General features: G+C 69.1%; 16 protein-coding genes. 12 read left to right on the plus strand and 4 right to left on the minus strand.

The window, feature by feature from the left end:
- The 8 genes from A5691_RS21120 to A5691_RS21155 all read left to right on the plus strand — a co-directional run.
- On the plus strand, positions 1-819 hold an 819-nt coding region (locus A5691_RS21120), incomplete at its 5' end, for an alpha-hydroxy acid oxidase (RefSeq protein WP_068018125.1).
- Between the two features lie 119 nt (positions 820-938).
- Complete coding sequence (lon, locus tag A5691_RS21125; protein ID WP_068266784.1) at positions 939-3260, plus strand: endopeptidase La; 2322 nt, start codon at positions 939-941, stop codon at positions 3258-3260.
- 66 nt (positions 3261-3326) lie between these two features.
- Positions 3327-3815, plus strand: a complete 489-nt coding sequence (locus tag A5691_RS21130; RefSeq protein WP_068019266.1) for a hypothetical protein — start codon at positions 3327-3329, stop codon at positions 3813-3815.
- Positions 3816-3977: 162 nt separating this feature from the next.
- On the plus strand, positions 3978-4463 hold the full coding sequence (locus tag A5691_RS28795; RefSeq protein ID WP_067760795.1) for a hypothetical protein: 486 nt from the start codon (positions 3978-3980) through the stop codon (positions 4461-4463).
- Between the two features lie 95 nt (positions 4464-4558).
- Positions 4559-4936, plus strand: a complete 378-nt coding sequence (locus tag A5691_RS21140; protein ID WP_067760789.1) for a nitroreductase family deazaflavin-dependent oxidoreductase — start codon at positions 4559-4561, stop codon at positions 4934-4936.
- 8 nt (positions 4937-4944) lie between these two features.
- Positions 4945-5277, plus strand: coding sequence for a TfoX/Sxy family protein (locus A5691_RS21145; RefSeq protein WP_067889940.1), 333 nt, complete (start codon positions 4945-4947; stop codon positions 5275-5277).
- A gap of 43 nt (positions 5278-5320) precedes the next feature.
- Positions 5321-5956: an endonuclease gene (locus tag A5691_RS21150; RefSeq protein ID WP_067889939.1), complete on the plus strand. Its 636-nt coding sequence runs from the start codon at positions 5321-5323 to the stop codon at positions 5954-5956.
- Positions 5953-6678: a DUF72 domain-containing protein gene (locus A5691_RS21155; protein WP_068019263.1), complete on the plus strand. Its 726-nt coding sequence runs from the start codon at positions 5953-5955 to the stop codon at positions 6676-6678. Before A5691_RS21150 ends, A5691_RS21155 begins: the two co-directional genes overlap by 4 nt.
- Here A5691_RS21155 and A5691_RS21160 read toward each other — a convergent pair.
- From A5691_RS21160 to A5691_RS21170, 3 genes are all read right to left on the minus strand, one after another.
- Positions 6675-8786 (minus strand): NAD(P)H-binding protein, encoded by a 2112-nt coding sequence (locus A5691_RS21160; protein ID WP_068266786.1) that lies wholly within the window; start codon positions 8784-8786, stop codon positions 6675-6677. The two genes, A5691_RS21155 and A5691_RS21160, sit on opposite strands and share 4 nt — an antisense overlap.
- Before the next feature lie 99 nt (positions 8787-8885).
- Complete coding sequence (locus A5691_RS21165; RefSeq protein ID WP_068015779.1) at positions 8886-10370, minus strand: acetyl-CoA acetyltransferase; 1485 nt, start codon at positions 10368-10370, stop codon at positions 8886-8888.
- Positions 10371-10429: 59 nt separating this feature from the next.
- A complete protein-coding gene (locus A5691_RS21170; RefSeq protein ID WP_369827051.1) occupies positions 10430-12823 on the minus strand; it encodes a CaiB/BaiF CoA transferase family protein in 2394 nt (797 codons plus the stop codon).
- A 161-nt stretch (positions 12824-12984) separates the two neighbouring features.
- Here A5691_RS21170 and A5691_RS21175 point away from each other — a divergent pair, with 161 nt between their 5' ends.
- From A5691_RS21175 to A5691_RS21185, 3 genes are all read left to right on the plus strand, one after another.
- Positions 12985-13902: an undecaprenyl-diphosphate phosphatase gene (locus tag A5691_RS21175; protein ID WP_067760775.1), complete on the plus strand. Its 918-nt coding sequence runs from the start codon at positions 12985-12987 to the stop codon at positions 13900-13902.
- Positions 13903-14081: 179 nt separating this feature from the next.
- Complete coding sequence (locus A5691_RS21180) at positions 14082-15674, plus strand: alkaline phosphatase family protein (RefSeq protein WP_231975439.1); 1593 nt, start codon at positions 14082-14084, stop codon at positions 15672-15674.
- Positions 15675-15729: 55 nt separating this feature from the next.
- Positions 15730-16227, plus strand: coding sequence for a DUF427 domain-containing protein (locus A5691_RS21185; protein ID WP_068015773.1), 498 nt, complete (start codon positions 15730-15732; stop codon positions 16225-16227).
- 7 nt (positions 16228-16234) lie between these two features.
- Here the strand turns inward: A5691_RS21185 and A5691_RS21190 are convergent, their stop codons facing one another.
- Positions 16235-16744, minus strand: coding sequence for a GNAT family N-acetyltransferase (locus A5691_RS21190; RefSeq protein ID WP_067778389.1), 510 nt, complete (start codon positions 16742-16744; stop codon positions 16235-16237).
- A 96-nt stretch (positions 16745-16840) separates the two neighbouring features.
- Here A5691_RS21190 and A5691_RS21195 point away from each other — a divergent pair, with 96 nt between their 5' ends.
- The gene (locus A5691_RS21195; RefSeq protein WP_067760766.1) at positions 16841-17689 is read left to right on the plus strand and encodes an SDR family oxidoreductase; all 849 of its coding nucleotides are present in this window, start codon (positions 16841-16843) and stop codon (positions 17687-17689) included.
- Positions 17690-17697: the final 8 nt, after the last annotated feature.

Here is a 17697-nt window from a genome sequence, read left to right on the forward strand (position 1 = left end):
GCGATCGAAGACCTGGAGACCGCTGTTCCCCAGGGGCGCAAGTGGTTTCAGCTTTACATGTGGCGCGACCGCGACCGCTCGATGGCGCTGGTGAAGCGCGCGGCCGACGCGGGGTTCGACACCCTGCTGGCCACCGTCGACGTCCCGGTCGCGGGCGCGCGGCTACGTGACAACCGCAACGGAATGACCATCCCGCCGACGCTGACGCTGCGCACCGTGCTGGACGCGGTGCCGCACCCGAAGTGGTGGTTCGACCTGCTGACCACCGAGCCGCTGTCCTTCGCATCGCTGGATCGCTGGTCGGGCACCGTCGGCGAGTACCTCAGCACGATGTTCGACCCCAGCCTGACCTTCGACGACCTCGAGTGGATCAAGGCTCAGTGGCCGGGCAAGTTGGTGGTCAAGGGCATCCAGACGCTCGAGGACGCCCGCGCCGTCGTCGATCGCGGCGTCGACGGCCTCGTCTTGTCGAATCATGGTGGGCGGCAACTGGATCGGGCCCCGGTACCCTTTCACCTGCTGCCCACCGTGGCCCGTGAGCTGGGCAAGCACACCGAGATCCTGGTCGACACCGGCATCATGTCGGGCGCCGACATCGTCGCGGCGATCGCGCTGGGTGCGCGGTGCACGCTGATCGGGCGCGCCTACCTGTACGGGCTGATGGCCGGTGGCGAGGCGGGGGTGACCCGCGCCATCGAGATCCTCCAGAGCGGGATCATCCGGACGATGGGGCTTCTCGGTGTCACCTGCCTCGAAGAGCTTTCGCCGCAGCACGTGACCCAGTTGCGGCGGTTCGGGCCGATTTCGCCGCCAGCGTAACGGCGGCGCACCCGCGTCCCGAACGTGCGGCCAGCCGCACGCTCGTGGCGAAACCACGCCCGGGAACAAACCGGCACCGGGCTGGGTTGAGCGCATCAGACTCAGATTTTGGAGGATTGATGGCTGAAGCCAAATCGGTGCCGGTGCTGTTCGTCACTGACACCATTGTGTTGCCCGGAATGGTCGTGCCGATCGCGCTCGACGACACCGCGCGCGCGGCGATCGACGCCGCTCAGGCGAGCGAATCGGGGCAGCTGCTGATCGCGCCCCGGCTCGACGACCGCTACCCGTCGCACGGTGTGATCGCGAAGATCCTGCAGGTCGGCCGCATCGCGGGCGGGGGCACCGCGGCCGTGGTCCGCGGCGAACGCAGGGCGCAGATCGGGACCGGAGCGTCCGGGCCCGGCGCGGCGCTGTGGGTCGAGGTGACCGAGGTCCCCGAGGCGGAGACGACGGACGAGATCAAGGCGCTGACAGCGGAGTACAAGAAGCTGCTGCTGGCCATGCTGCAGCGGCGCGAGGCCTGGGAGATCATCGACTACGTCAACCGGCTGACCGACCCGTCGGCCCTGGCGGACACCTCCGGGTACGCGTCCTACCTGTCCAGCGAGCAGAAGCGGCAGCTGGTCGAGACCGTCGACGTCGCCGAGCGGTTGCGGGTCCTGATCGACTGGACCAGCGCCCACCTGGCGGAGGTCGAGGTCAACGACAAGATCGCCGAGGACGTGCGCGAGGGCATGGAGAAAACGCAGAAGGAGTTCCTGCTGCGCCAGCAGCTGGCGGCCATCCGCAAGGAACTCGGGGAAGGCGAGCCCGACGGCTCCGATGACTACCGGGCGCGTGTCGAGGCCGCGGAGTTGCCCGAGAAGGTGCGGGAGGCCGCGCTGCGCGAGGTCGGCAAGCTGGAACGGTCAAGCGACCAGAGCCCGGAGAGCGGCTGGATCCGCACCTGGCTGGACACCGTGCTCGACCTGCCCTGGAACGTCAGGACCGAGGACTCGACGGATCTGAAGGCCGCGCGCGGCGTTCTGGACGCCGACCACCACGGGCTGGACGACGTCAAAGACCGCATCGTCGAGTACCTGGCCGTGCGGGCCCGCCGCGCTCAGCGCGGGCTGCAGGTGGTCGGCGGTCGCGGCTCCGGCGCGGTGATGGTGCTGGCCGGTCCCCCCGGCGTCGGCAAGACGTCGCTGGGCGAGAGCGTCGCCAGGGCGCTGGGCCGCAAGTTCGTGCGCGTCGCCCTGGGCGGTGTGCGCGACGAGGCCGAGATCCGCGGACACCGCCGCACCTATGTGGGCGCGCTGCCGGGCCGGATCGTGCGGGCGATCGGCGAGGCCGGGACCATGAATCCCGTTGTGCTGCTGGACGAAATCGACAAGGTCGGATCCGACTATCGGGGCGACCCGAGCGCTGCGCTGCTCGAGGTGCTCGACCCGGCGCAGAACCACACGTTCCGCGACCACTACCTGGATCTGGACCTGGACCTGTCCGATGTGGTGTTCCTGGCCACCGCCAACGTGATCGAGAACATCCCGTCGGCCCTGCTGGACCGCATGGAGCTGGTGCAGATCGACGGCTACACCGAGGACGACAAGGTCGCCATCGCGCGGGACTACCTGCTGCCACGGCAGCGGGAGCGGGCGGCGCTGACCGAGGACGAGGTGACGCTGACCGACGCCGCGTTGCGCAAGATCGCCGCCGATTACACGCGGGAGCCCGGCGTGCGGCAGTTCGAGCGGCTGCTGGCCAAGGCGCTCCGCAAGGTGACCACCAAGCTGGCCGAGGCCCCCGAGCCGATCACGATCGACGAGCCGGATCTGGTCGACTACCTGGGTCGTCCGCGGTTCACCCCGGAATCGGCCGAACGCACGGCCGTGCCGGGCGTGGCCACCGGCCTGGCCGTCACGGGCCTGGGCGGCGACGTGCTCTACATCGAAGCCGGCGCAACGGACGGCGAGGCGGGCTTGCAGCTCACCGGTCAGTTGGGTGACGTGATGAAGGAGTCGGCGCAGATCGCGCTGTCCTACGTGCGCTCCCACGCCACCGAGCTGGGCGTCGACCCCAAGGCCCTGGACCGGCGCATTCACGTCCACGTGCCCGCCGGCGCGGTGCCCAAGGACGGCCCGTCGGCCGGCGTCACCATGGTTACCGCCCTGGTGTCGATGGCCACCGGACGGCAGGTCCGCTCAGATGTCGGCATGACCGGCGAGGTCACGCTGAACGGCCGGGTGTTGCCGATCGGCGGCGTGAAGCAGAAGTTGCTGGCGGCCCAGCGGGCCGGCCTCTCGACCGTCTTCATCCCGTCGCGCAACGAGCCGGATCTGGATGACGTGCCGGCCGAGGTGCTCGGCGCGCTCAACGTGCGGCCGATGACCGATGTCGCCGACATCGTTGCTCAGGCGCTGGAACCGGTCGCGCAGACCGCGACGGTCGCCGCTTGAGCTGAGCTTGGCCGGGATGCGCAGCAAACTCGCGCGCATCCCGGCCAACCGCGTTAAGGTCCGTGAATGGCCGTGATCTTGCGAAGGTTGCTACGCATTGGCAACCTTCCCGCCGACATGAGAGCAGAGGTCGAACCGGAGGGGATCCTCCTGCTGGCCGAATACGTCCCCGTCACCTTCCGGTTCGGCGGCTCGGTGCCGGGGCTCGTTTCCAAGGGCAGCGTCCGCAGTTACGTCGGCTCCCTCGTGCTCACCTCCCAGCGGGTGCTCGGCACGCTGTCCACGGTGCCCAAGCTCGCCGGGCGGGCCATCGACCAGCGCTGGGATGCTCCGCAGGAGGGCCCGGTTGGAGCCGAGATCTCGTCGACCGGAATAGCGGTCAACGTCGACGTCGGCCAGGTCGATCCCGCCTTCACGGGTCAGCTGTCGCTGCACTACAAGACGGCGATTCCGGAGCCGGTGCTGACCACCCTCCCCCGTCGGACGCTGAGTTTCTCGGTCCCGCGTGAATGGGTGTTGCGCGCCGTCGGCGTTCCCGCCCCCCGGCCTGCGTGAGGCCAGCAAATACGGCGAAGAGGTTTTCGACGTCCGACACCCGGGTATCTGCGGGGTTGGAGGTTCGACTGCCCGATGAGGGCGGTGGGGTGAGCGAATCACCAAGTCAATTGGTTCAGCTGCTGTTCAGGCAGCCAAACTGCTCGACAAGGGGGTTCACTGATGAATCTGAGCAAAATCACAGCCGGCACAATCATGGCCGGAACCATTACGTCCGCGGCGCTCGGCATCGGCGCCGGCATCGCACAAGCCGGCCCGGATGGCCCGAATGTGCCGAATCCGGGCATTCCGGGTCCGAACGTCCCGGGCGGCGACCGGGATGACCTGCCGGGCCAGCATGTGCCGGGACAGCCGATCTGTAACCCCGGCGCGCCGGGCGTGAACTGCAACGCGCCTGGCAGCCCGCTTCCCCCGGGACACGACAACTTCCCGCCGCCGGGGCACTACAACGACCCGGGCCGCTACGGCCTACCGGCCACCTGGGTCCCGCCAGTGGGTGACCCGGACGGAGCCCAGCTTCCGGTCGTGTTCAACCCTGACCTCGGTCAGTGGGGCGTCCAGACGTCTACCGGGTTCCAGGCGTACACGCCCGTCGGCGGTGCCAACGCCGGCGGCAGCGTCGGCGGAAACGTCGGCTCTCCGCGTTAAAGTCCGGTAGCTAACGACGTGCAGCCGCCCCCGAAAGGGGGCGGCTGTTTCGTTGCACGGTGACAGCGGCGGCACGCTCGGCGTTGAATGGACCCGTGAGTCTCAAACGCCAAGTGGTCCACCGCGTGCAGCGGTTGCTCGTCAACCCGGTGGGCCGACAAATGCCCGGAATCAGCTTGGAAACCACCGGCCGCAAGAGCGGCAGGCCGCGGCGCACCGCCGTCGGCGGGCGCCTGGTCGGCAATCAGTTCTGGATGGTCTCCGAACACGGCGAACACTCCGACTACGTCCGCAACATCAAGGCCAATCCCGCCGTTCGGGTGCGCATCGGCGGCCAATGGCGCAGCGGCACCGCGCATCTACTGCCCGACGACGACCCCCTGCGCCGGCTGGGTGACCTGCCGCGGCTCAACAGCGCGGTGGTGCGCCTGATGGGCAGCGACTTGCTGACCATTCGGGTGGATCTGGACTGACGCGCCGCATGGCCTACGACGAAGACCTGGCGAACGAAATCCGCGAGCTCGTGGCCTCCGAGCACGGCATCGAGGAGAAGCGCATGTTCGGCGGCCTTGCGTTCCTGGTCAACGGCAACATGTCCGTGGCGGTCAGCGGCCAGGGCGGTCTGCTGGTCAGGGTCCCGAAGGACGACCTCGACAAAGTGCTGCAGCGAGACCACGTCAGCCCCATGGTGATGGCAGGCCGCGACGTCCGCGGCTGGGTGCGGGTGGACGCCGCAGGCGTGCGCACCAAACGCCAGCTGCAGAGCTGGGTGACGCGCGGCGTCGGCTACGCGCGCAGCCTGCCCGCCAAGTGACCGGCGCGGTTTGCTGACACCCGGTGCGGGTACGTGGTCGGGTATGCCGAACCGCGAGCGACTGGTGCGACGACTGCTCGACGTCGCCGGCACCACCTACGCGGCCGAGGCGCGAATCAAGCTCGGCGACAAGCCGATGCCGTTATTTCAGCTGCTGGTGGTGTGCATGCTGGCCAGCAAGCCGATCGATGCCGCCATCGCCATGGCGGCCGGGCGGGAGCTGTTCGAGGCGGGTCTGCGCACCCCCGCGGCCGTGCTGGACGCCGACCGGCAGACCATGATCGACGCCTTCGGCCGGGCCCACTACGTGCGCTACGACGAAAGTTCGGCCACCCGGCTCACCGACATGGCCCAGCGCGTGCGCGACGAATATTCCGGCGATCTGCGCGCGCTGGCCGAACGCAGCCAACACGACGCCCCCTCGGCGAAACGATTGCTCAAGCAGTTCAAGGGAATTGGGGACACCGGCGCCGACATCTTCTTGCGCGAGGTGCAGGACGTCTGGACCTGGCTGCGGCCGTATTTCGACGACCGCGCCACCGCCGCGGCCAAGCAACTGGGTCTGCCCGCACAACCGGCAAGGCTGGGAGCCCTTGCGCCGCAGGCCAATGCGAGGCTCGCCGCCGCGCTCATCAGGGTGTCGCTGGACGACGGCGTGCGTCGGCAGGTGACCGGTTGACCGTACGCATCGGTACCTCCGGGTGGTCGTACAACCATTGGGCGGACGTGCTGTACCCGCCGGGCCTGCCCGCCGCGCGCCGGCTGGCGCGCTACGTCGAGGTGTTCGACACCGTCGAGCTGAACGCGAGCTTCTATCGGTGGCCGAAGGATACGACCTTCGCGGGATGGCGCGACAAGCTGCCGGACGGCTTCAAGATGTCCGTCAAGGCGCATCGAGGACTGACGCACTACCGTCGCCTGGCGTCGTTCGGCACGTGGATCGAGCGCTTCGAGCGTTGTTGGGAACTGCTCGGTGATCGCCGCGGGGTGCTACTCGTGCAGCTGCACCCCGAGCAGCAGCGCGACGACGCGCGCCTGGACGCCTTTCTGGAGGCCGTGCCGGAGTCGATCCGGGTGGCCGTCGAGCTGCGCCACCCGTCCTGGAACCACGAGGGCGTCTACGAGTTGCTGGAACGGCGCCGCGCCGCCTACGTGGTGATGAGCGGCGCCGGACTGGCGTGCGTGCCGCGCGCCACCACCGATCTGGTGTACGTGCGCATGCACGGTCCGGATCAGGACGCGATCTATGCCGGCTCCTACTCCAACGACCAGCTGCGGGAGTGGGCGGAGCGAATCATCGCGTGGAGCGACGACGGCAAAGACGTGTGGATGTATTTTAACAACGACCTGGGCGGCCACGCGGTGCGCAACGCGCTGTACCTGCGCGATCTGCTGGGTTAATCGGAGATCTGGTCGACGGGGGCCCACGCCCCGTCGATGACCTCGGGCGGGCGCTGCGCCTGCAACCGGTCCCGCTCGGCGCGGCGACGTTTGATCCGCAACCGGGCGTCGCCGGGCATGCTGACCAGCTCGTCACAGGTCAGGTAGTACACGTCCTCGGCTACGTCGAATAGGTCCGCGGCGGCTCGGCGAGAACCCAATTCCCGCAACGTGATTCGAAGCTGATGGGTGAAGCGCAGGGTGGCGTCATGAGCGAGCTCGCGGGAGTCGCGGGCGCTGGTGGTGAGCCGCTGGGCCAGCGTCGGCGACGCCGGCTCGGTCGACGCGGCGGCGGCCACGGCGACTTCCCCGGCGGCCGTCAGCAGCATCGTCGGGTCGTCGGCGTACGTTCGGCTGGCCAGCTCCGCCTCACCGGGCCCGCGATGCGCGATGCGGGCGACGGTCGCGTCCACGGCGGCCGCGGTCGTGGGAGACAACGCGCGGATGCTGGCGAGGTTGCCCTCCTGGGCCAGCGCACACAGCGGCGGGTCGGCCCGCAGCACGGCGGCCAGCTGGGCCGTTTCGGACGCCACGATGCTGCTTTCCATGATCATGCCCACCCCGGGCACACCGCGCGCCGCGTTGCTCCGCTCCAGCGCTGCCGCGGTGATACCGCTGTCGATCAGCCATAACGCGGTCAGGATCCAGCCCTGATGAATGCGGTCACGAAGCAAGCCGATCCGAACCTCCAGGCCGGCATCGGGCAGCGACGCCAGCTGCGCCGCGTCGAGGTGTTCGGTTTCGGCGGCCGCGCAGTAAGCGCGGGTGTCGGACTTGAGATGGCGCAGGAGCGCCAGCGACCGGCCCGCGACGACGGCTTTGGCGATCGACCCCAGGGCCCCGCCGGCCAGCGCGGGCTCCCCGAACGGCAGGGGGTCCCCCACATGCGGCCGGCCCACCAGCGCGTCCCGGGCGACGGCGTCCTGGTCCCAGCCGGGCAGCTGCGCGGCGGCGACCATGTTGACCGACACCCCGACGTAGGGCCGGTGACCGAACACGGCGATGGCCCGGTTTGCCCACTCGTCGCCGACCACGCCGCCGAGCGCCAGAACGTGGCCCAGCATCCGATTCGCCGTGCGCAGTCCGTTCAGCTGGACGTCCAGCGTGATGGGGGTGAGCGGCCCGGGCAGCGCCTCGGCGAGGTTGCCCGCACTGAAGATCGGGAAGCGGGGGTCGATCCGGTCGTCGAATTCGCCCTCGACGCCCTCGGGCGCCGCGCTGCGCTCGTCGCCAGAGGGGCCGGGGCGCGGGACCACCTCGACCGGAAGGGCCACCTGGCGACCGTGCCCGGTGGCGCCCGCGGCGGCGATCTGGCGGCCGACGAGGCCGCGGGCGGTGTCGGCGACCGCTTCGAGCGCCTGCCAGCCGAACTCGAACGACCAATCCTCTTGCACCCCGGCGATGTCCATGTCCGGGATGAGCTGCGGCCAGCTGCGCACCCGGTTCAACCGCGATCGCGGGTCGGCGGACCGCAGCAATCGCCACGCGGTGACGACGTTGACGGTGTCGGGCGAGGCGAGGTCCACCACACCCGTGCGGTCGGTGTTCAGCGACGCCACCAGAAAGCGAACCAGGTCCTCGACGTGCAACACCCGCATCGGCTCCGCCGAGACTTTGGTGCGCAGGAGCGTGGCCACGGTGCGGCACACCATCCAGTCGAGCTGGCGGCCGACCGGCGGGGCGATCCGGACCACCAGGCTGGGGCCCCAACTGGTGGCGACCAGGTCCTCGGCCGGCCGGTACAGCTCGGGCCGGCCCGCGGCCTGGGACACGAACAGCAGCCGGGCGCCTGCGCGGGCGGCGACGTCGGTCACGTGCGCGAGGCCCTCGAGATCGGAGCTGCCGGGCGCGGTCGTATCGACCGGGGCCAGGTGAACCACCGCGTCGGCGTCGTCGGCGAGCTCACGCAGGACGGGGTCGCTCAGCGATGCGCAAACGAATTCGACGCTGGGATCCAGGCAGGGATGCGGGCGCTCGGCAATGCCGCTGACCGTGTGCCCGGCAGCGATCAGCTGCCGTGCAACCAGCCGCCCGAGTGCGCCGGTGGCGTCGGTAACCAGGATCTGCACCTGGGCTCACCTCCCCCGACCTCAAAACTAAACAATAGGCAGCCGGCATGACCTACGCGACCGTTACTGAGCAAACGCCAGTAGACCCGGCGAAGGCGGTTATCGCAGCGCGGCGCTGCCGTCTGCGGCGACGGAAACCTTGGCGCCGCCGATGTCTTCCCGCACCGTGGCCTGCGCCGCGGCACTATCGGTAATCACCGCCAGGGTCCGCGAGCCGTCGGGCGTGCGCACGGCCAGGAAGGCCTTCTCCGGTCGTCCCTCGCGGTCGAACGGCGTCGTCCACGCCTCCACCTTGCCGACGCCTTCCCATTCCACCAGGCCGGCACAAGTCGGCTCGCGGTCGACCGCCGGTTGCGCGTCCTCCCAACGGAATTCGGTGGGCGGCTCGGTGCCGTACACGCCGAAGCTGTGCTTGGTCAGGTAGCCGCCGTTGGCGGTGATCAGTCCGCGTCGCCCGGGGTTGGCCACCAGCAACTCCGCCATGGTGGCGATGGAGTGCATCACGTAGTTGCTCCACGGGCCGCCGGCAAACGTCAGCCCCCCGGTGACCGTGAGCGGGCGGGCGGGGTCGTCGACGGCAAGCCCGAGTTCGGCCGCCGCGACCTGGACGGCCGAGGGAAAGCAGGAGTACAGGTCGACATAGTCGATGTCGTCGATGCCCAGGCCCGCCAGCTCCAGCGCGCGGCCGCCGGCGATCCGGATGGCCGGAGAACAATGCAGCTCGTCGCGCTCGGCGATGGCCGAGGTGTCGTGCGCGTCGGTGCCCGCCTGCGGGTAGATCCAGCGGTCCGCGGGGACCTGCAGTCGCCGGGCCTGCTCCACCGAGGTCAAGACGAGCGCGGCGCCCTGATCGACCATGTTGTTGGAGTTCATCAGCTTGGTGTAGGGCCAGCTGATCATCCTGTTCTGCGGGCCGGGCTCACAGATCTCCTCGGCGGTCACCGGCTTGCGGATCCACGCGTGTGGATTGTCGACCGCGACGGCGTTGAAGCGGGCCCACAGCTCGCCGATGCGCCTGCGGTGCCGCTCGACGGGCTCGCCGTTGGCGATCCGCAGCGCCTGCTCGAACAGTGGGTAGACATAGGCCGGACGGTCCAGCCGGATCCTGATCTCCGCGTCGCCGGCCATCGGGACGTCGTCGCCGCTGACCTCGGCCATCGGCACCGAGTCGTCCTGGATCGTCCACTCGAGCTTGCCGCCTTGGGCCCGCAGCCCCCGGCGGGTGCGCCAGGTCTCGGCTCCGGCGAGCAGCACCACCTGGGCACGGCCCCGCTGGATGTCCAGGCATGCCTGGTTGACCAGGGACTGCGGCACGTTGCCGCCGACGGGGCTGTAGAGGGTGGTGAAGTCGCTCGCGCCGATCCGCTGCCCGAGCAGCAGCCCGGGGTCCCGGTACTGCGCCGAGAGGATGTTCACCACGCGGATGGAATCCACGGCCTCGATCACCCGCGAATCGGCGGCCTGCCGGGCCGCGGCCGCCATCAGGTCCATCGGTTCCACGGACCGCTTGTCCGGGTCGATCTCGTCGCGGTGGTTGACCTGGCCGTAGCCGATCAGCACCGGTGTCCTGGGGTCGACGGTCATGGGTCGAACTTAGCGTGGCTATCGATCCGGCGGGTCGCGCGGGGCGCGTTCGCCGCGCGTCACGGCGGCCCGAACAGCACGCCCTCGGCGGCGAGCCGGTCGATCTCCGGAGGGCTCATGCCGAGCACCCGTCGGCAGACGTCGACGGTGTCCTGGCCCGGCACGGGGGCCGGGCGCTGCGGGGCCGGCGGGATGTGGTGGAACGGCGCCGGGCCCGTCTCCGCGGGCAGCGGGCGTTCGACGAGGGGATGCAGCATCTCGGCATACAGTTTTCGCTCGACCAGCTGCGGGTCCTCCAGCACGTCGGGCGGCCGGTTCATCGGTCCGGCCGCGACCCCCGAGGACTGCAGTAGTTGGGCTGCCCGCACCGGGGTGCGCGTCCGGGTCCACGCCGACACCAAACCGACCAACTCGCGCCGGTTCGCCAGCCGCGCCTCGCCGGTGGCGAAGCGCGGATCGTCGGCCCATTCGGGGTGATGGAAAACGCCTGCGGCGCAACGCCATTCCTCGTCGGAGCCGATCGAGATCACGCACCATTCGTCGTCCCCGGCGCACGGATAGACGGCGTGCAAGCTGGTGTCATCGGAGATTCGCGGCACGCCCGCGGCCAGCGCGGCCTGGGTGACGTACAGGGTGTCGAGTTGATTGACGACGGCTTCGGCCTGCGAGATGTGCACGTGCGACCCGCCGCCCGAGCGATGACGGTGGATCAGCGCGGCCAGCGCCGCGATCGCGGTGATCCGTCCCACCACGTGGTCCGGGAAGATGGTGGTCGCGTCGTAGAAGTGGTGCCGGGCGCCGCTATCGTGCGCCTCCGGATCGTCGCCCGTCCACAGCCGGGTCACGCCGGTGGCCGCGCGAACCAGGGGGCCGTAGCCCATGCGCGTGCTCCACGGACCCCGATCGCCGTATGCGCTGCTCTCGGCGAGCACGATGCGCGGATTCACCGCGCGCAGGTTGTCGTAGGAAAAGCCAAGCGCGGTAAGCGTTCCCGGCTTGAAGTTGGCGAAGACGGCGTCGGATTCCGCGACGAGCCGGGTGAAGATCTCCTTGCCGGCGGGACTGCGCAGATCCAGGCCCATCGCCAGGTGATTGCGGTGCGTCCAGGCGAACGACTCGCTCATGGCGTCGCCGGCACGGGCCTGCCGCAGCCCGTCCGGGTATTCGGGGCTTTCAATCTTGATGACCTCGGCGCCCAGGTCGCCGAACAGGCGGCTCAGCTCTCCACCCGCCACGATGATGCCGAGATCCAGGATGCGCACGCCGGCAAACGGATAGTCGCCGATGCGGCCCGACGGTGACTGCACCACCGCGGGGTTTCCGCGCCAGCCCGGCCCGTCCTGCCCCGCCGCCGGGGCCGGACTGCGGAAACCCGCGTGGTGGCCGTCGACGAGGAAGTAGCCGGTCGGCACGCGGGTGCGCACCCCCGGGACCAGCTCCGCCTCATTGACCGCACCCACCGCCTGGAAATGCTCGGAATCCATCACCCACGACGGCGTCAGCACGGCGGCGATCGGCACGCCGTGGGCCTGCCCCTCGGTCACCAGCTCCTTCATGGTCTGTCCGGCGAACAGCGCCTGGACCAACTCGCTGATCTGCGGCCACGCGGCGAAGCGCGCGCCGATCACGTCGTACTTCGGGTCTTGGAAATCGGCCGGCTCACCCAGCCAGCGCCGCAAGCCCCGCCACTGGCGCGGCGCCATCACGCACAGCCGGACGTACCCGTCCTGGCACGGGTAGATCGGGTAGGCGTCCTGGTTCTTCGGGCGGCCCCGCCACTGTCCCGTGCGGCGGATGCCGGCGGCGACCTGGCCGTGCGCGCCGAACGCCGGATCGAGCGACATGACGACGGCGTCGAACCGCGAAAAATCGATGAATTCACCGGTGCCGCAACGCAATCGGTTGTAGTAGGCAACCAGAGTTGCCCACGCCGCCTGTACGGCGGCGGTGGACGACGCGATTCCGTCGGGCGGCAACACCGGGGTCCCGGTGGTGGGACCGGATCGCGACAGCGAACCGGACATCGCGTACAGCACCGGATCGGTGGCCCGCCACAACGACCGCGGGCCTGTCGCCCCGAAGTCGGTGATCGACAGCACCACCAGATGCGGATGCTGGGCGGCCAGCTCCTCGACCGACGTCCCGAATGTGGGGGCCTCCCCGTAGAAGCCGTCGTCCACGACGATGTCGGCCTGCGCGGCGAGGTCGAGGAAGACACCGCAGTCGTCCTCGTCGAACGGGTCCAGCACCACGCTGCGCTTGTTGGCGTTGTGCACGGCGAAGGGAATGCTCGCACCGGCGAGCGTCGGCGGCGCATCGCGCGCCGGGCTTCCGGTCGGCGGTTCGACCTTGAGCACATCGGCGCCCAGGTCGGCGAACAGGCGCGTCACCGCGTCACCATTGCCGCTCGACAAGTCCAGGACGCGCACGGCGTCGAGCAACCCCTCGGACATCAGCACACCGTACCCGCAGGTGCCTGATCCGGCCCGGCCCCGTGTTGTCCCCCCAAAAGGCCAACTGGGCAAGCTGATTGGGTGGGCCAACCGGCCGTCGGCTATCGTCACAGGCCGATCGGCGAGGCCATGGGCGAAACGATCCGACGGAGGCATCCACTATGAGCGCGCACCTGACCTACATCGAGGCCGTGGTGGTTGGGGCGTTCCAGGGCGTCACCGAGCTGTTCCCGGTCTCCAGCCTCGGGCACGCCGTGTTGGTGCCGGCGGTGGTCGGCGGTCGATGGGCCCGGGACCTGAGCGTCTCCGCCCCCGAATCGCCCTACCTCGCATTCATCGTCGGCCTGCACGTGGCCACCGCGGCCGCGTTGCTGGTCTTCTTCTGGCGGGACTGGCTCCGCATCGTGGCCGGATTCGTGTCGTCGTTGCGGTATCGACGCATCCAGACCGCAGACGAGCGGCTCGCCTGGCTGATCGTGGGCGCCACGATCCCGGTCGGGCTGGCGGGGCTGGCGCTGGAGCGGACGTTCCGCACCACGCTCGGCAAGCCCGTCCCCGCGGCGATCTTCCTTTTGCTCAACGGCATCGCCCTCTACGCGGGCGAGGTGCTGCGCCGGCGCGTCTCCCCCACGCCCGACCACGACCAAACCGCCGGGGAAGAGCCCGCGCACAGCGGCGAGGCCGTCGACAACCGCCTGGCCCAACTCCCCCTGCGCCGCGGCGTCCTGATCGGCGCCGCGCAAATCCTGGCCCTGCTCCCCGGCATCAGCCGCTCGGGCATCACCATGGTGGCCGGCCTGTGGCGCGGCTTGTCACACGAGGACGCCGCGCGGTTCTCCTTCTTGTTGGCGACGCCCATCATCCTGGCCGCCGGCGTGTACAAGATCCCGGAACTGTTCGGGCCCCGCGCGGCCGGGATCGGCGGCCAGGTGCTCGCCGGGAGCATCGCCTCTTTCGTGTGCGCTTACCTCGCCGTGCGGTTCCTGACGCGGTACTTCCAGACCCGAACCCTGACGCCGTTCGCCGTTTACTGCGCGCTGGCCGGCGGCGCCAGCCTGGTGTGGCTCGCCATCAGCTGAACGCCGTACACGATTTCGGTGACAAGGCTTCACCGACTCGGTCACCAAACGGCAACCGCTGGGTATCGATTCGCGCAAGAACATAGGCGGGCGGCGTGGCGTAGCTCACCATCGACGGAGCAAATGCGCGGCGTCCCAATCACAGAGGTGAAGCCTGAATGTTCTGTCGCCTTGGTCGTGTGGCCGGCGCTGCCGCCGGGACCGCCCTGCTTGCGCTTTCGACGTTGACGGCGCCCAAGGTGGGCGCCCTGGTCCCGATGAGTCCGAACCTGTTGGTCAACCCGGGCGCCGAACTCGGTGACCCGTCATTGTCGGGATACAGCGGGGTGACCATGCCCGGCTGGACCGTGACGGGAACGCCGACGGTCATCAAATACAACACCCTGGTCCGCCTGCCCTCGCCGCTCGGGTCGCCCGGGCCGACCATGCCGAAGTTCCTGGCGTTTCCGTCCGCCCAGCACGGGCCTCCCGACGGCGGCGCCCAGTACTTCGGCGGCGGGAACGTGGCGTCGTCCACCATCACCCAGGTCGTCGACCTCAGTGGTGCCGCGGCGGCCATCGACACCGGCACCGTGCCGTACACGTTCAGCGGCTGGCTCGGCGGCAACAGGCTGGAGCTGTCCGAGGCGTCGGCCACCGTGGATTTCCTGGCCGCCAGCCAATTACCGCTGGGCACAGGGAAAATCGGGCCGGTCTCCGTGTTCCAGCGGGAATTCCAGAATGAGCTGTTCGAGCGCAGCACCACCGGGACAATCCCGGCCGGCACGCGCAGCGCGCGGGTGACCGTCCTCTTCAAGGACACCCACTGGGCGGGCGGCGCGTACAACCACTCGTATGCCGACAACCTCTCGTTCACCGTCGGCGCCCCGCTGCCCGCCCCGCCGCTGCCCACGCCGCCCAACTCGACGGTCAAGCCACTGGACCACGTGTTCCTGGTGTACATGGAAAACCATGGCGTGAAAGACGTTGTGGGCAGCCCCAATGCGCCGTACATCAACAGCCTCATCAGCTCGTACGGCTACGGGGCCAACTACTTCGCCCTGACGCACCCGAGCCTGCCCAATTACTACCCGATCCTCGGCGGATCCGACTTCGGCGCCAACTACAACTGCGAACTGAACTGCTTCGACGCGCCCAACCTGGCCGACTCCGTCGAGGCGAACAACAAGACGTGGGCCAGCTATGAGCAGTCCATGCCCACCCCGTGCGCCAAGACGTCGAGCGGCCCATACACCCCGGGCGAACTACCGTTCCTCGCGTTCCACGACATCGTGTCCAACACCCCGCGGTGTGAGGCGCATGTGCTGCCGTTGACGCGGCTGGCCACGGATCTCGCCTCGGCCAACACCACCCCGAACTTCGTGTGGTTCGCCGCCGACGAAAACAACAACATGGAAGGACCGGTCAACCTGCGCTTCGTTGGCAGCCAGCTGACATCGCATCAGTACAACATCAAGGCCGGCGACCAGTTTCTGCAGCAGGTACTGCCGACGATCGTCAATTCGCCCGCCTTCCAGACGCAACGCAGCGCCATCTTCATCACGTGGGACGAGGACTACAACAACCTGTCGCTGACCAACGGCAACGAAGGCAACCACATCCCGATGATCGTCATCCCGTCACCGAATTCGGGTATGCGCCAGGGTCATTTGGTGTCCACCAGCCACAACAACCACTACAGCCTGCTGCGCACCATCGAAGATTCCCTCCAGCTTCCCCGCCTCACCAACAACGATAAATTCGCCCAGCCGATGAACGAATACTGGCCCTAGATTGGTCGTAGCCTGGCCGGAGGTACGAAGTGACCGACGAGTCGAGGCAACCCACATGAGCCGTTTTGAATCCGGACGTTCCGCACCCGGCCAGGAGTCGGTGTGGGAGTACCCACGCCCGCCCAGAGTCGAGCCGTTCACCGGTCCCATCACCGTCGAGTTGGGTGGGGAAGTCATCGCTTCCACCCGGCGGGCCTGGCGGGTGCTCGAGACGAGTCATCCACCGACCTATTACCTCCCGCGCGAGGCTTTCGCCGACGGCGCGCTGCGCCGGGCGTCCGGGAGCTCGTGGTGTGAATGGAAAGGCAGGGCAACCTATTACGACCTGCTCGCCGGCGGGGTCGTGGCCCCGAAATCCGCGTGGAGTTATTTGAGTCCGGCGCCGGGATTCGAAGCTATCGCCGGGGCGGTCGCGGTGATGGCCGCCAACGTCGACCGCTGCACGGTCAATGGAGAGGTCGTCCTGCCCCAACCAGGCGGTTTCTACGGCGGCTGGATCACCAGCTGGGTGACCGGGCCGTTCAAAGGGGTTCCGGGCTCGACGGGTTGGTGATGCGCCGCTACACCGGCTCGAGTCGATAACGCACCAGTCGCGCCGGTTCATCACCGAAATGCTCTGTGCGGCAAGCCCCATCGAGCCGCCAGCCGCCTCGTTGGTAGAACCGGCGGGCGCGGGCGTTGGCGTCCAGCACCCATAACACGGCCCCGGTCACGCCGATCGCCCGCAGCCGGTACCGGGCCGCCCCCAGCAACAGGGTGCCCACCCCCGCACCCGCGTGCGCCGGGTCGACGTAAAGAGCCATCAGCTCACCGAAGTTCGGCAACGCCGCGTCGCGACACAGGCCCGCGGTGGCGAAGCCGCGAATCGCGGGGCCGTCGACGGCGACCAAGGTGGAGGGCATTCGCAACCCCACGCGGCCGAAGGCGTACCGATCGACCACCGCCTCCGGGGTCAGACTGTCCAGGTACTCGTCGGCGACGAGACCGCGGTACGCCGACCGCCACGACCGCACGTGCAGGCGGGCCACCTCGTCGGCATCGGCGGGGACCGCCGCGCGCACCTCGATCACCGGTGCAGTATCCACGGTTGTTGCGCAGCCCGACGCCGAGTGCTGTGCTTACCGGGTCGCCTGTTGACACCCGTCAAGAATTCGGAGGGTAGGGAAATGGCAGACACGGCATCGGTCGGGTTGAAGGTTCGCGGCAAGGTCATCGTCATCACCGGCGGCGCCCGGGGCATCGGGCTGGCCACCGCCACCGCGTTGCACAATCTGGGTGCCAAGGTGGCGATCGGCGACGTCGACGAGGTCCGGGTGAAGGAATCCGGCGCCGCGCTCGGCCTGGACGTGTACGGCAAACTCGACGTCACCGACCCGCACTCGTTCTCCGATTTCCTGGACGAGGTCGAGCGCCAGCTCGGCCCGGTCGACGTGCTGGTCAACAACGCCGGCATCATGCCGCTCGGCCGGATCGTGGACGAGCCGGACGCCGTCACCCGGCGCGTCCTCGACATCAACGTCTACGGCGTGATCCTGGGCAGCAAACTGGCAGCCCAGCGCATGGTGCCCCGCGGATCCGGCCACGTCATCAACATCGCCTCGCTCGCCGGCGAGACCTACATCGCCGGGGCGGCCACCTACTGCGCAAGCAAGCACGCGGTGATCGGGTTCACCGACGCCGCGCGGATCGAATACCGCAGCACGGGCGTGAAATTCTCGGTCGTCATGCCGACGTTCGTGAACACCGAGCTGATCGCCGGCACGTCGGGGGCCAAGGGCATCAAGAACGCCGAGCCGGCCGACATCGCCGAGGCGATCGTCAACCTGGTGGCGCATCCCAGGCCGCGTGTGCGGGTCACCAAGACGGCCGGCGCGCTGATCGCCTCGCAGAAGTTCATGCCGCGCGCGCTGTCCGAGGGGCTCAACCGCGCGCTCGGCGGCGAGCACGTCTTCACCGACCACGTCGACGCCGAGCAGCGCAGGGCCTACGAGTCGCGCGCCCGCGGCGAAGAGTAGTCGGCGAT

Source organism: Mycobacterium sp. E183 (assembly GCF_001667735.1).
Taxonomy (GTDB): domain Bacteria; phylum Actinomycetota; class Actinomycetes; order Mycobacteriales; family Mycobacteriaceae; genus Mycobacterium.